Genomic DNA, 15,146 nt, shown 5'->3' with positions numbered 1-15,146 from the left:
TGAAGTTGAAAAACTTTTTTATAAGCAAAAAAGCTAAGATTCCTCTTAGCTTTTCTATATATCTAAATCATTAGATATTATATTTTCATCAATATACTTCTCCACCTCATCTGCCGTAGGCAGGTCTAGTATATAGTCTAATTTTTCTTCGATCTCTTTTTTCGAGGTATTCCTGATTAAATGTCTAGCCTTCAATATAGATGAAGCACTCATACTAAATTCATCTAACCCCATTGCTAAAAGTATAGGTATAAGCTTTTCATCACCTGCAACCTCGCCGCACATTCCTACCCAGATACCTTCTTTATGTCCATTATCTATAGTCATTTTTATTAAGGACAATATGGCTGGATGAAATTGATTATATAGATTAGATATCTTTTGATTTCCCCTATCCACTGCCAAGGTATATTGAATCAAATCGTTTGTTCCTATACTGAAGAAATCAACTTCTTTAGCAAATTGCCTTGAATGTATTGCTACGGCAGGAATCTCAACCATAATTCCTATTTCTATATTTTGGTTGAACTCAATATTCTCTTTCCTTAGCTCTTCTTTAACTCCCTCAACTATCAATTTACTTTCTCTTAATTCCTCTATATTTGAAATCATAGGAAACATTATCTTTACATTTCCATATGCACTTGCCCTTAAAATAGCTCTTATTTGAGTAATGAATATTCCCTCATTATCTAAGCAAAATCTTATTGCTCTATATCCTAAAAATGGATTCATTTCTTTTGGAATATTTAAATAAGGAATATCCTTATCCCCCCCCACATCCAAAGTTCTAATGACTAAGGGCTTTCCTTTTAGTCTTTCTGCAACTATTTTATAAGCTTCAAACTGTTCCTCCTCTGTGGGAAGCTTATCATTATACATATAAAGAAACTCCGTTCTGTAGAGTCCTACTCCCTCACCATCATTCTCTATTACCTTATCTATATCCTGTAAAGTTCCTATATTTCCAGCTAGTTCTACCTTATATCCGTCTTTAGATATGGATTCTTGTCCTTTTAATTTTTCCAATTCTTTTCTCAGCTTCTCTAGGTCCTCCTTTTCTTTCCTATATAATATAACTTCATTTACAGTGGGATTTACGATAATGTCTCCAGTTGAACCATTGATAATCATTAAATCATCTTCTTTTACTATATCAGTAATATCTTTTACTCCGCATATTGCAGGAATATTCATAGTTCTTGCCATTATTGATGTATGGGATGTGCGGCCACCTACTTCTGTCACAATTCCAACTACCATATCTTTGTTTATTTGAGCTGTATCTGACGGAGTCAAATCTCTAGCAACAATTATGGTTTCCCTATTTATTAGGGATAAATCCTTAGTTTCTATATTTAATAATATCCTTAGAACCCTATCGGATACATCCTTTATATCAACAGCCCTTGCCCTTAGATATTCATCCTCCATCTCTTGAAAAAGTGAAATATAAGAATTAGTTATTTCCCTAACTGCCCATTCGCTATTTACATTATCAGTTAATATTTTCTCTTTTATAGCACTAATATATTCTGGATCTTCTAATATCATCTTGTGAGCAGCAAATATTTCTGCTTCTGGCCCCCCTACTTTCTCTAAGGTTATATTGTATATATTATCTATCTCTATTATAGCTTTATGGATAGATTGATTTAATCTTTCTATTTCTTGCTCACTATCAAAAATACTATTTTTAGAAATCTTTATCTCAGGCTCTTTATATATTAGAACCTTTCCTATGCCAATGCCTACTGAAGTTCCTAAACCTTTCACAAAGATCTCCTCCTAATCCATTATCTTATTCTCAATGAAATCTCCTAGTTCTTCCACTGCCTTTTCTTCGTCTTCACCTATAGCTCTTATTACAAGGCAATCCCCCTTTATAGCACCCATACTTAATATACTCATTATACTTTTAGCATTATATTCCTTTTCATTTTTAATAATTTTTATTTCACTGATGTATTTAGCAGCCTCTTTTACAATCATAGATGCTGGCCTGGCATGTAATCCTGTATCATTTAGTAATACTATTTCCCTTTGGACCATAAGATCAACTCCTAACTCATATCTATTTTCATTACTTTAGCTTAAGCCTAAATTTTTGCCATGGTTTTATGTAGTCAAGTAAAAATATTTCTTCATCAATAACTTTTCCAACCACTGAAGATCTATTGCTGTTTTTCATAGGTTTTAAAACCAAATGTACTTCTCCAGCATAATGTGCATATAAGTTAGACTCAATTACAATATCACCCGTCTTCATATCCCTAGGATTAAGCAATTTAAATTCATATCCTTTATACTTTACTCTAGACTGAGTGGATCTAATCATATATTCAGAAACATCTCCTCTGTTAAAATGAAGCTCATTTAATAAAATATTCCTCTCCACTTCTGGAAGGTTTTCATCTATCTCTACATTTAACTCTAAAATATCTTTATTAAGAGAAGCTAAGGTCTTTAATTCTTCTTCTGATGCAAAACAGTTAGAAATAATAATATCATCAATTAGTCCAGTATTTATTAGATCCTTGACTTGAACTTCAATAGGTAGTTCTCTATGCTCTTCCATAGTGGGCAGTCCTTCATTTACATTCCAAGGACCAAAACTTGCTTCATTGGATGAAACGAAGGCGGCAGTTCTAAGTCCATACTTCTTAAATTCTTCTGTGGTCTTCATAAAATGGACTCTAGATATTCCCGTATATCTATGAGGGTAAAAATTATGACACCCAATTATATTATCTTTGTTAGGTAGATAGCTCATAACATTGTCTAAGTACTTTGTGCCACTACTAATATTTAATTCTATCTTTAATCCATAAGGGTTGAATGACATTATACTTTCTTCATTGCCACTAAAGCCCATATCTAATCTAATTCCTGTAAGCCCTATATCACTGAATATCTTTAAATCTTTATAATCTATATTTAAATCCTTAAAAACCTTAGGAGCAACGTCTGCTATAATCTCCATTTTTAATTCTCTAGCAAATTTGACTATTTCCTTGAATCTCTCTAATATCTCTTCATTTTCAACAGTCAAAAAATTGAAAAATACCCTGCTAAATCCATATTCTGATGCTAATTTGAGATATCTTTTATTGTCTTCCAAATTAGATTTATCTGGATAAACAGATACTCCTAGTTTAACCATGATTTCTTTCTCCTCTTAACTCTTTTATTATTTGGTATAACTCTATAAATTCATTTGCCATATCTCTTACAGTAATAGCGTTCATTAAATGATCCTGAGCATGAACCAATAGGAGTGAAATAGGTTTTCCTTCTCCCCTTGCCTCTTCTTGTATCAATGAAGTTTGACTTTTATGGGCTTCTGATAATTTATTATTAGCTTCTTCCATAGCATCTCTTGCCTTTTTAGATTCTCCGCTTTTAGCATATCCAATGGCTTCCATACAGAAACTTCTAGCTTCCCCACTGAAATTTATTATATTTATTATTGTAAGTTCTAAATCCATTCTAATCTCTCCTTTATTGATTTTCTCTATGGAATTCTTTGTTAAAGAACCTTGGCAGGTATTCCTTATTAGACTCAAGCATCTCATCTAATAGCCTATGTCCCAGAATATCATTAGCTATAAGAGGATTTAATGTAATGGCAAGCAATGCTTTATCATAATTGCCTTTCATAGCTGCTTCAGCTCCAAGTATTTCAAAGGTTTTTATTTGATTGATTAAACCTTTTATGCTGACTGGAAACTCATCTATAAACTTATAGGGTACTGGTCCATCTTTTGTAATACGGCTAGTAATTTCTATAGCATACTCCGGTGGAAAATCTTTAATTGTAGTTCCATTAATCGTACTTACCACCTGTAAATCTCGTTTATTATTATAAATCGAAGATATTAAATTACATGCTGCATCAGAGTAATATGCGCCCCCTCTTTTTTCTAATTCAATAGGTTTCCTATTTAATTCTGAATTTTTATAGATATTAAATAATTCGGATTCTGTTTTTATAACTTCCTCAGCCCTTGTAATTCCATTTTTATATTGATTTAATTGACTTTCCAGCATATCACGCTGTTTATAATAGTATTTATGATATGGACATGGAATTAATTTCAACGCTTTTAAAAATTTCTCATCCCATTCCATTGGATCTATATTTTTCATATTAACTAAAATAGAATTTTCGATAAATCTTTCAAAAACTTCCGAAGTCTTATTTTGATTGTCTACAAATATGTTAAATCCATATATCATATGATTTAACCCAGCAAAATCAATTCTTACTCTGCTATGATCTATATCTAAAATCTTAGCAATACCTCGCTCTATCCCCACCGGTGTATTGCAAAGACCAATAAATTTTCTATGTTTTGAATATCTTGCTAAAGCTTCCGTAACCATTCCAACTGGATTTGTGAAATTAATTAACCATGCATCGGGGCATAACTCATTCATTTCGTCAGCTATCTCTAATATTACAGGTATAGTTCTCAGTCCATTAACTAAACCTCCTGCTCCATTAGTTTCTTGCCCTATAAATCCATAGGATAAAGGAATGCTTTCATCCTTAGCTCTCGCCTTTAACTGTCCTACTCTAATGGTGGCACAGTATCAGGCATCTTAATTATCAATCCACGTTTAGTTAATTTTACATATATTTCTGTTCCGATTATTGCTACTATCATACCTGTAAATATTCCACCTGCATTTAAAAATCCCCAATGTATATATCCCCATCCTGCGTCTCCATGAGCTTGAGGTAAAGTAGTAATAAATGCTGCTACGGAAACCAAACCTGCTACTAAACCATCTTCACCATAGGATTTTGCAAGATTATATCCTATAGAGAATGTCACCAGTAGACCTAGTATAGCTAGAGTACCCCACCAAACATTACCGTTAATGGGTCCTAGTATATTTCCTATGGCCGGAATCCAAACACCTATGGTATTATTTAATAAAACTACAAATGTACCTGCTAAGACAATAGGCATAATACCAACAAAACCATCTCTTATGGCAGCAAGATGTCTTTGAGAACCAATTTTACCTGCAACAGGAACAAATTTTTCTTCCATCCATTTCATAAAGCCTTTCATACGTATCCCCCTTTTAAAATAGAATAAATGATCACTTCCCTTTAATCATTGAAATAGCCTGCTCCAATACTTTGGCCCCATTCATAGTTCCATAATCTACACTGTTTATTACATCCACAGGAATCCCCTTAGGCTCCATTAAATCTTTGACCTTAGAAAGCATATACCTGACTTGTGGTCCTAAAAGTAATACGTCAAGATTTTCTAAATTGTTTTTTAAGTCCGCTTCTGCAATAGCTTTTATGTTTACCTCTATTCCCTGCTCCCCTGCTGCTTTTTGCATTTTTGTTACCAACAAACTGGTAGACATTCCTGCTGAACATACTAATACGATATTATACAAATAAATCCCTCCTTTTCCTCACAATATATGCAATAATCAGTGCATCAATATATATTGCAATATATGTGCCAACACAGTATATCCACTAATATTAGTTAATTCCATGTATATATGAGAAAAGTTTCTAAGGTCAGATTATAGATAACTTCTCTTGACCACTGCATAAGCGATCAAAGATGTCAGCAATCTGCTTAAAACTCAATTAAATCAAATTCTTGATATTAATTATTAAAGTAGAACTTTCCTATTCATTATAAGAAAATAGTGTGTAATTAATTACACACTATTACACACTAATATTATTTTCCATAAACAACCTAACAATATAGGCTACTTCATTATCTCCGATATTAATCTTATAATTTTCATTAATGAACCTAAATTGTTCCTTTACTATTAACATCTCATTTAGATATAATTTCCTAAAACTATCTAGCTCATCAAATATTCTGGTTTTTTCCCCAGCTAAAAGGCTATCGATCATAAAACAAATATGGAGAGCCATGCCCATTTTCACATCATTTGTTACTTTGATATTTAATCCTTCTTCTAGTCCATTTATTAGGTATTTAATATCTTTAATTATCAAATCGCTTTCTAAATGTACTAAATGTTCCTTAAGAGAATCCCATATCTTATCATACATTTCAGCTTCTTTAATTATTTTATCTAACTCTTTCACAGTTTCCTTTGAAAAAAGATCAATGGCAGAAATAAATGGTATTGATTTTATATTTATATTAACTGCACTTATAATAGCTAGTATATTATAATTCTTCTCTAATTCTGCTATTCTGTCTTCTATCCTTCTGTCATCAATAATATTAATAGTAATTATCTTAATATTCTTATTAGATATCGTATTGCTTACGATATCCGATATCTTCTTTGCTACTCCATCACCTGTAAAGCAGGCGGAAACAATAATATTCTCTTTTTTTCTATTCCTATCTTGTGAAGTATCTATTATTCCTTTATAACTAATTGATCCTAAAATATCCTCTAATGCATATCCTATTATTGCTTTTCTTGCAATATCTAAAACTATTAGAGTACTAACCATATCAATTGTTCTAACTTCAACACCAGTTTCTTCAGTAATCATATGGCCAAAATTGGTTAGGGAACCCATGTCCACCATTAAAATAACACCTTTATCCCTATGAATTTCTAAGACCTTATCTTTCGTTATCTCATACATTTTCTGGGGCTTCATAGATAATGGCATATCAAGGCCTACAACAAAATCAGAACCTATTAAACTATTTACTACCTCTACCATTGAACTTGCGGTACTTCGACCATGCATTACAACAATAATTTTCACATTTGATTCTATTTCCTTTTTATCTTTGAAATAATCAGATGCAAAAAACATAGCCAAATATCCTATCTCATCTACTGGTATTTCAATATTAAACTTATTATCTATTAATTTTGCTATCTTCATAGCAAATATAAATTCATCTTCATAATTTATTCGAATAAAGTTTAATTTAGGATTATATATCTTTTCTCCATTTCTAATTCTTTCGACGCTTCTTTCAAGATGGAAAGATAATCCAAAATATATCCTCTCATCATATTCCCTATTTAAACCTTCCTTAGCTAATAATAAAATCTCCTCAACTACTCCTGCTATTTCTTTGTTAATTATACTATGGATTTCGTTTTTCCTATAGCGTCTACTTATTTCTCCAATATATTTTTGAAAATGAGATTCTATGTCTATGCTTAGAATCTCATTTATATCTGATTCGTCCATTCCTGACATCTTGAAGGTATCAATCTTTTCTTCAATTATGTTATAAAAATCTTCACCTATATTTTCTTCTTCATGGATAAGTTTTAAAGGTGGTTCCTCGATTTCACTATACTTCAATATATCATTAGTTCCACCTAGTAATTCATTTACTTCCTTCCTATATTCATTCAAATAAAGTAGACCCTTTCTTACATGATTTGGTAAATCCCCTTGATTAATCGTAAGAAAACCATTTAAATTTGCTTTATAATTTAAGAAGGCTTTGGCACAAGAAAGTTGTATATCACTCTTTAATTGGCCAATATTATTTGGACAATCATATAATAAATAAGAAATAATTGAGTTTTTATTGATATAAATACTTTCTCCAAGTCTACGTGATTCTTCTCTAATAAAGGATTCTATCAAAGAATATCTTTCTGCTAAAGACCTCTCATGTAAATTTGGTAATCTTATTACCATAGGTATCCTTCTAGAAAAGGTTTGCAGCAAATATGATTCTGGTTCCTCTGTAGTAGCAGCTATTATCCTAACATTTACATATATCGACTTTTCGCTCTCCCCAAGAGGCCTAAAAAAACCTTTATCTATATATGTAAATAACATCTCTTGCCCTTCTGGAGTTAATCTATGTATTTCATCTAAAAAAAGTACTCCTTTATCAGCTTTTTTTAAAAGTCCATCTCTATCAGTTTCAGCTCCCGTAAATGCACCTCTTTTTACTCCAAAGATATGTGCTGTTAAAAGATTAGGATTGCTGGCATAATCTGCACAATTGAATCTTATAAAGGGTGCATCCTTGTCTAGTATATCGACTTCTTTAGCATATTCATACATCTGCTCAGCAAATAAAGATTTTCCAACTCCAGTTTCCCCTAACAACAAAGTATGAAGACCTTTTGGTGGTATATAATAGCGGCTTTAGCTTTTTCTATAGGAACACTTAAACCCTGCTTAGCTCCAGCTAGTTTATCTAACTATTTAATTCATCACTAAATTTGTTATCAGAGGAGGTAAGAGTATTATTTGATATTGATTGGAATAGAACAGGCCTTCCATCTATTTTCTCTATCCTTTTATCATTATATAAAGCATTGAGATATCTACTAATCGTAGACCTATCTAAGTTTAACTTCTTTGATATATCCGTAGCAGATACACCTGTTTTCTTTTTTAGCTCTAAATCTAAAAGAGTATTATATACCTTATCAATAACCTTCAATCTATCCCCCCTTTAAATTTAATCTTATTAGTTACTACAGAATTTCCATTCTCCCATGACCATAGTACCAAGTACATTTATATCTTTATCTATTAATATCATATCTGCATCTTTACCTATCTCAATACTTCCTTTATGTCCATTGATTCCTATAGCCTTGGCAGGAGACAAACTTGCCATTCTTATTGCATCATTTATAGGAATATCTAAATAATATATCATATTATATACCGCATCTCTTAGATTCAGAGTAGATCCTGCTAAACTTCCAGTTTCTAATCTAGCTGTACTGTTTTTGACTATTACCTTTTGTCCTCCCAGCTCATAATCACCATCTGAAAGTCCTGCTGCCATCATAGAATCTGATACAAGTACTATCTTATCTACCCCCTTCATTCTGACAGCAATTTTTACTGCAGCATCATGTAAATGAATTCTATCATATATAATTTCGCAGTATACTCTTTCATCTAACAATGCTGCTCCTATTATCCTGGCTCTCTATGATTAAATTCTCTCATCCCATTGTATAGATGTGTAGCTACAGTAGCACCATAGTTTATTCCTATTTGTGTTTCTTCAAAGCTTGCATTGCTATGGCTAATGCCACTGTAATATCCTTAGACTTTAAATAAGATATAATATCTAATGCTCCAGAAGTTTCAGGAGCTATAGAAACCATTTTTAGACGACCATTAGATATATTGAAAATTTCCCTTATCTCTTCCTTATTGGGATTCTTAATATACTTACCTGGCTGTGCTCCTTTTTTATCTAAGGAGAAAAATGGCCCTTCTAGATGTACTCCTATTAGTTGAGACAATTCCTTTTTATTTTTATAGTTTGCCAGATTTCTTATTGCATTAGACATATTTTCATAGGAAGATGTTATTACCGTTCCTAAATAAGATGTAACACCATTTTTCAAATGAAATCTGCCAATATTATCTATGGCAGTCTCAGTACTATCCATAATATCAAATCCCATGTTTCCATGATTGTGGATATCAACAAAACCAGGTGCTAGGAAATTCCCTTTTCCATCAATAACTAAATCTATATTTTCTATTTTTATATTATCTTCTATATTTATCTCAACAATTTTATCTTGTTCTACAACTACACCGTAACCAAAAAATATTTCATAGGGATTAATTAAATTTATATTCCTTATTAGAGTTCTCATATTATCACCTTTTTTATCTTTAAGCTTCATAAGCTTCTTCAGTTAAAATAAATGTAACATTCGGATGCAATAAAAGAAGGGTTGCAGGTATATAAGTAGAAATATGTTTAGCTTCAAGTAATTTTTTTACAATAGGAGCCTTTTTCTTTCCATGGGCCATTAAAATTATCTTTCTCGCCTCCATTATACTACTCATTCCCATAGTTATAGCAGTTTTAGGTACTTCTTCAATTGAATTAAAAAATCTGGAGTTTGCATTGATAGTTGTATCATCTAACTTTACGATGCTAGTATATATATTTAATTTATCTGATGGTTCATTAAATGCAATATGCCCATTCTCTCCAATCCCTAATATCTGTAAATCTATTCCACCCTTGTCTCTAATTATTTTATCATAGGATGCACAAGCATCTTCTAGGTTTTCTGACTTCCCATTTGGTATAAATGTATTCTCCAATTTAATATTGATATGGTTAAATAATACATCCCTCATATGATAACTATAGCTATTAGGATCATCTCTATCTAAACCTACATATTCATCTAAATTAAATGTAGTTACTTTAGAAAAATCTAATCCCTCCTCCTTGTATAACCTTATTAATTCTTGATAAGTTCCCATAGGAGTACTTCCTGTAGCTAGTCCCAATGTCAAATTAGGTTTTCTTTCTATTTCATCCTTTATCATCTTTGCAGCTACTTCACTAATAGTTTTATAATCCTTTTCAATCAATACTTTCAAGCCGATCTCCCCCTACTAACCTTTTAGAATTTTACTCTCAATACTTCTTACAAGCAATTATATCATAATTTTCTGTAAATAATTATTTTAAAATTATATATAATTGAAAAAATTAGTTTAATTTTAGAAAGCTACTAATAACTAGTAGCTCTAATTCATTATGTTTTATTATGCTAAAATAAAATACATAGATAGCCTCCATATAAAGCTAATAATAATATTCCTGTAGGTCTTCCTATCTTTTGGAAAACTATTCCTGACAATATAAATATCAACGCCACGATTGTAGCCATAGGAACATCTAGGTCAGTGTTTGCCTTGATATTATTAACCCTTCAGAACTAGCTAAAGTAGATATTCCCATAACTACAGTCATATTAAATATATTAGCTCCTACTATATTGCCTACAGATATATTTTGTTTTCCCTTTATAGTAGCTGCCAAAGCTGTAACTAACTCTGGCAATGATGTTCCAACTGCAAGTAAAGTTAAACTCACTACCTGCTTAGGAATTCTTAGGAAATTCGCTATTTCTACTCCAGTATCTACTAGTATATGTGCACCGTATATAATTAAAATTGCTCCTAACGCAAATTTACCACTATTTATAAATGCTTCTTCTTTTTTAATAGACTTTTTATGTACTTTCTTTCTTTTTCCGTTTTCATTCTTATGATCAAATATATTGATAAAAATAAATAATATAATTAAAAATAATAGAATTCTACCTTCATTGTGACTAATCATACCATCTGACGCAAAATAATAGAAAATACTTAGATATCCAAACATCATAGCTCCTTTAATGCCAAAAAAATACTCTTTAACCTTTATTGGCTTTATTAAAGAGCAAATTCCTATTATAAAAGCAATATTACATATATAAGAACCTAATGCATTACCTACTGCCATATCGGTAAAACCTTCTTTACTTGATAATGTAGAAACAAAAAGCTCTGGTAAAGTAGTAGCTACACTGACTACAGTAGCACCTATTATTCCAAAAGAGATTCCTGTCTTTTCTGCAATCCAAATTGTAGCGTCTAGAAACCAATCTCCACCTTTTACTATCATTATTAAGCCTATAATAAACAATGATAAAGTTAAGAGTCCCCCCATATAATCCCCCTAAAGTTAATTTATTCCTTGACTACTATATATTTATATAAAAATAAATCCTCTATTATTACAATATTTTCATTTCTAAAGTTAATTCCCCTATAACTAAATAGTCATAGGGGAACCCTTACCTAACTCTAATATAATCTACATATTTATATTCTAGATCATCTTGCCTATACACTTCTGATTCCTTTATTATCTTCCAGTCATCAAGTACATCCAAATTTGGAATAAAGGTGTCTGCATCTTCAAAGGATTTGAAAATCTTAGTTATATATGCTTTGTTACAATAAGAAATAGTCTGCTTAGCAATTTCTCCTCCACCTATTATAAAATTCTTCATTTCATCATTGGGATTTAATTCTTTTAATAAGGGAAATAATGATTCTAAAGAATTAATTACCATTGCACCCTCTGCCTTATACTCTTTATCTCTAGTGATTACAATATTTATCCTATTTGGCAATGCTTTTTTATCTGGCAAGGATTCAAATGTTCTTCTCCCCATTACAATAATATTTCCCTCTGTAAGCCTTCTAAACCGCTTCAAATCTTCTGATATTTTATATAGCAAGTCTCCATCATATCCAATGTTCCAATTATTATCTACTGCAAATATTAAAATCATATTTCCTCCTATGAGTTATTTATTATATATAATTTATTTTTTACCAGTTTCAAATCCAGATATTATCTGCTCATAACTTCTTATAGCATATTCTCTTCCCGATTCAGTTAATTTAATTATGCCATCTTCTACATAGATCTTTTCTTTTCCTTTAAGTTCTTTTATTATTGATTTCAAAAACTGCTCATTCCACTGTAAGTGCTTCTCGATAGTATGAATTCCACTTTCCAAGTCTTCATCTTCCTTACCTTCATGATTATATAGATGAAACATTAAGGATTTTCCTGCAAATTCTATTCTCTGACGCTTTCTTCTATTAATAGTGGTTAAGAGACCTCTTCTAGGTGAAAATATGAATACCAACAAAAATACTATCCCTGTCATTAATGCCATAGAACCAGCTATGGAAACATCTAAAATAGAAGCAAGTTGATAACCTAGAATTCCATTTAATCCACCAATCAATCCGCTTAAAATGAGCATATTTTTTAAATCATCTGTAAGAAGATATGCAGTTACTGGGGAACCTATCATAAAAGCAATTACTAAAATAGAACCTACAGATTCAAATGCTCCAACAGCAGTTATTGACACAATAGTCATCAAACTATAATGTATTAATGCAGGCGAAAATCCCAAAACAGTTGCTAGTGCAGGATCAAAAGTTACTATTTTAAGCTCCTTAAAGAATATTATTACAAATAAAAGATTTATTATTAAAATAATCCCCATGGAATACATAGATTTTGCTCCTATATCTACTCCGAATATTCTCATGCGATCAAATGGAGCAAATGCCAGCTCCCCTAATAATACGGAATCTGTATCCAAATGAACTGATCCAGCATATCTGGATATGATTATAATAGCTATACTAAAGAGTAACGGAAATACTATTCCTATAGCAGAATCCTCAGATACCAGCTTAGTGCTATTTAACATTTCAGTTAAAAATACGGTAAATACTCCCATAAGGGCAGCTCCCACTATTAAAAAGGGAGAGGTTAAACTATTCGTCATAAAAAATCCGATTACTATGCCTAATAAAATTGTATGTGTTATGGCATCTGACATCATAGACATCTTTCGCAGTACTAAAAATACCCCGGGAAGAGAACATGCCACTGCCACTATAACTGCTATAATTTGAATCTCTAATTGTGGTGACATTTATAACTCCTCCTTTTTAAAATAATTTTCCACATAGTCTAAACCCTTTTCAGTAATTGCCCATTTATTAAAATAATCTTTCTTAGCAAGCCCCCTATTTCCTAAGGATTCTAGTTTATTCATAAGCTCTTTCTCTGTTCTCCCAGTCATAGATTTATTTGGCTTGATTATGAAAATATCATGACTATGATTTATATCTTCATGATTCATAGCTAAATTATAAAGATTCACTAGCACTTGATCTTCATTTATTTCTCTTTGTTTTTTTCTATCTCTAAAGTATCTCCATATTAATCCTCTATTAGGTGCAAATCCTAGACTAATTATTACTATTATACTTATGACTATTACTATCATTGGACCTGTAGGCAATTTTGAAATTACTGAACTTAATACAGTACCAATAATTCCTGATATTGCTCCAAATACTGCTGATAGGATTACCATAATAGATAGTTTATCTGTCCATTGTCTGGCAGCCACTGCTGGAGCTGTAAGCATGGCACTCATCAAAATAACTCCCACAGTTTGTAGTCCTATAATAATAGCTGTTACTATCATAAAAAACAATAATGTTGTTATCCTCTTTGTAGAGAATCCAAGGCTCTCTGCATAGTCTGCATCAAATGATACTATCTTAAATTCCTTCCAGAAGATAATAGTTAATGTTATTAAAACTACTCCTAGTATTCCCATAACTTGAACATCCCTCTTAAGCAAAGTAGATGCCTGCCCAAAAATAAATTTTTCTAAACCAGCTTGATTCGCATTGGGTATCTTTTGGATATATGTTAGGAGAACAATTCCTCCTCCAAAGAAAACTGATAATATCAATGCTAGGGCACTATCAAATTTGATTCTCGAATATTTTACTATAGAAAGGATTATAAATGTAGATAATAGCCCTGATATTAATGCTCCAATTAACAATACTTCAGTTCTTTTAGTTTGAGTCATTAAAAATGCCAATGCAATTCCTGGTAGTGCAGAGTGGGAAACTGCATCTCCTAATAGACTTTCTTTCCTTATAACAGCGAAACTACCTAATACCCCAGATATTATTCCTAGAAATGCAGAGCCTAATGATACGATCCTTAAAGTGTAATCTGTTAAAATAAGATCTAATATTGACAATTTCCTCACCTACCTCTTCAAAATTTGCCCTGTACTCCTATAGGTTTTCTTTAGATTTTCATCTGTAAAGACTTCACCAACAGGTCCACTAGCTATTATCTGAGTATTTAGCAATACTACCCAATCAAAATATTCTTCCACCGTCTGAAGATCATGATGGACAACTATTATGGTTTTTCCTCTTTCCTTTAATTCCTTTAAAATAGATATTATGGCTTTCTCAGTCTTAGCATCTACACCTTTAAAAGGTTCATCCATGAAATATATATCTGCATCTTGGACTAATGCCCTCGCAAGAAATATTCTCTGTTGCTGTCCACCAGATAGTTGAGATATCTGTCTATCTGCAAACTCAGACATACTTACTTTTTCTAAGGCTTCTCTAGCCTTAATTTTATCTTCTTCTCTTGGGCGTTTTATCCATCCTAGTTCTCCATATCGTCCCATAAGAACTACGTCTAAAACACTTGCAGGAAAATCCCAGTCTACACTTTCAGATTGAGGTACATATCCTATATGTTTCCTTTGAGACTTATAACTTTGACCATTGAATAATACATTACCCGATACTGGTTTTATTAAATCTAGCATAGCTTTTATCAATGTGGATTTTCCTGCACCATTTGGTCCTACTATAGCCATTAAAACAGATTTTGGGATATTAATATCTATATCCCATAAAACCGGCTTTGCCTGATATGCTACTGTCATGTCTTCAACTTCTATTATATAATCAAGATTCATAT

The 15,146-nt window shown here is 31.6% G+C and carries 18 protein-coding genes; all 18 read right to left on the bottom strand.

Features of this window, described 5'->3' with window-relative positions:
• Nucleotides 1–54: 54 nt before the first annotated feature.
• The 18 genes from ptsP to CIW83_RS11830 all read right to left on the bottom strand — a co-directional run bounded on the left by ptsP (nucleotide 55) and on the right by CIW83_RS11830 (nucleotide 15,144).
• Nucleotides 55–1,776, bottom strand: a complete 1,722-nt coding sequence (gene ptsP, locus CIW83_RS11905) for a phosphoenolpyruvate--protein phosphotransferase (protein WP_094901452.1) — start codon at nucleotides 1,774–1,776, stop codon at nucleotides 55–57.
• Between the two features lie 12 nt (nucleotides 1,777–1,788).
• On the bottom strand, nucleotides 1,789–2,052 hold the full coding sequence (locus tag CIW83_RS11900) for an HPr family phosphocarrier protein (protein ID WP_094901450.1): 264 nt from the start codon (nucleotides 2,050–2,052) through the stop codon (nucleotides 1,789–1,791).
• A 31-nt stretch (nucleotides 2,053–2,083) separates the two neighbouring features.
• On the bottom strand, nucleotides 2,084–3,163 hold the full coding sequence (locus tag CIW83_RS11895; RefSeq protein ID WP_094901448.1) for a DUF871 domain-containing protein: 1,080 nt from the start codon (nucleotides 3,161–3,163) through the stop codon (nucleotides 2,084–2,086).
• Entirely contained in the window at nucleotides 3,156–3,488 is a 333-nt protein-coding gene (locus tag CIW83_RS11890) for a PTS lactose/cellobiose transporter subunit IIA (RefSeq protein WP_094901446.1), read from the bottom strand. The genes CIW83_RS11895 and CIW83_RS11890 overlap by 8 nt, the downstream gene beginning before the upstream one ends.
• Nucleotides 3,489–3,501: 13 nt before the next feature.
• Complete coding sequence (locus CIW83_RS11885; protein ID WP_235601309.1) at nucleotides 3,502–4,542, bottom strand: 6-phospho-beta-glucosidase; 1,041 nt, start codon at nucleotides 4,540–4,542, stop codon at nucleotides 3,502–3,504.
• Nucleotides 4,543–4,574: 32 nt separating this feature from the next.
• The gene (locus CIW83_RS11880) at nucleotides 4,575–5,084 is read right to left on the bottom strand and encodes a PTS transporter subunit EIIC (protein WP_094901442.1); all 510 of its coding nucleotides are present in this window, start codon (nucleotides 5,082–5,084) and stop codon (nucleotides 4,575–4,577) included.
• Between the two features lie 31 nt (nucleotides 5,085–5,115).
• Nucleotides 5,116–5,427 carry a PTS sugar transporter subunit IIB gene (locus CIW83_RS11875; RefSeq protein ID WP_094901440.1) on the bottom strand — a complete coding sequence of 104 codons (312 nt, stop codon included), beginning with the start codon at nucleotides 5,425–5,427 and terminating at the stop codon, nucleotides 5,116–5,118.
• A gap of 286 nt (nucleotides 5,428–5,713) precedes the next feature.
• On the bottom strand, nucleotides 5,714–8,077 hold the full coding sequence (locus tag CIW83_RS11870) for a sigma 54-interacting transcriptional regulator (RefSeq protein WP_201259843.1): 2,364 nt from the start codon (nucleotides 8,075–8,077) through the stop codon (nucleotides 5,714–5,716).
• An 88-nt stretch (nucleotides 8,078–8,165) separates the two neighbouring features.
• Nucleotides 8,166–8,414 (bottom strand): helix-turn-helix domain-containing protein, encoded by a 249-nt coding sequence (locus CIW83_RS22990; protein WP_094901438.1) that lies wholly within the window; start codon nucleotides 8,412–8,414, stop codon nucleotides 8,166–8,168.
• 27 nt (nucleotides 8,415–8,441) lie between these two features.
• Entirely contained in the window at nucleotides 8,442–8,891 is a 450-nt protein-coding gene (locus CIW83_RS22985; RefSeq protein ID WP_201259842.1) for an amidohydrolase family protein, read from the bottom strand.
• A gap of 88 nt (nucleotides 8,892–8,979) precedes the next feature.
• A complete protein-coding gene (locus tag CIW83_RS22980) occupies nucleotides 8,980–9,630 on the bottom strand; it encodes an amidohydrolase family protein (protein ID WP_201259841.1) in 651 nt (216 codons plus the stop codon).
• Nucleotides 9,620–10,345: a glucosamine-6-phosphate deaminase gene (gene nagB, locus CIW83_RS11855; protein WP_094901436.1), complete on the bottom strand. Its 726-nt coding sequence runs from the start codon at nucleotides 10,343–10,345 to the stop codon at nucleotides 9,620–9,622. The genes CIW83_RS22980 and nagB overlap by 11 nt, the downstream gene beginning before the upstream one ends.
• 173 nt (nucleotides 10,346–10,518) lie before the next feature.
• Complete coding sequence (locus tag CIW83_RS24890; protein ID WP_369819394.1) at nucleotides 10,519–10,638, bottom strand: hypothetical protein; 120 nt, start codon at nucleotides 10,636–10,638, stop codon at nucleotides 10,519–10,521.
• A gap of 8 nt (nucleotides 10,639–10,646) precedes the next feature.
• A complete protein-coding gene (locus tag CIW83_RS11850) occupies nucleotides 10,647–11,465 on the bottom strand; it encodes a calcium/sodium antiporter (RefSeq protein ID WP_094901434.1) in 819 nt (272 codons plus the stop codon).
• 127 nt (nucleotides 11,466–11,592) lie between these two features.
• Nucleotides 11,593–12,096: a dihydrofolate reductase gene (locus CIW83_RS11845; protein ID WP_094901432.1), complete on the bottom strand. Its 504-nt coding sequence runs from the start codon at nucleotides 12,094–12,096 to the stop codon at nucleotides 11,593–11,595.
• A gap of 33 nt (nucleotides 12,097–12,129) precedes the next feature.
• Complete coding sequence (locus CIW83_RS11840; protein ID WP_094901430.1) at nucleotides 12,130–13,266, bottom strand: metal ABC transporter permease; 1,137 nt, start codon at nucleotides 13,264–13,266, stop codon at nucleotides 12,130–12,132.
• A complete protein-coding gene (locus CIW83_RS11835) occupies nucleotides 13,267–14,400 on the bottom strand; it encodes a metal ABC transporter permease (protein ID WP_094901428.1) in 1,134 nt (377 codons plus the stop codon). It lies immediately after the preceding gene.
• A gap of 9 nt (nucleotides 14,401–14,409) precedes the next feature.
• Nucleotides 14,410–15,144, bottom strand: coding sequence for a metal ABC transporter ATP-binding protein (locus CIW83_RS11830; RefSeq protein ID WP_094901426.1), 735 nt, complete (start codon nucleotides 15,142–15,144; stop codon nucleotides 14,410–14,412).
• Nucleotides 15,145–15,146 lie beyond the last annotated feature (2 nt).

Origin of the sequence: Tissierella sp. P1 (assembly GCF_002266425.1) — a bacterium.
Taxonomy (GTDB): domain Bacteria; phylum Bacillota; class Clostridia; order Tissierellales; family Tissierellaceae; genus Tissierella; species Tissierella carlieri.
This window is presented reverse-complemented; position numbering and strand designations above follow the sequence as displayed.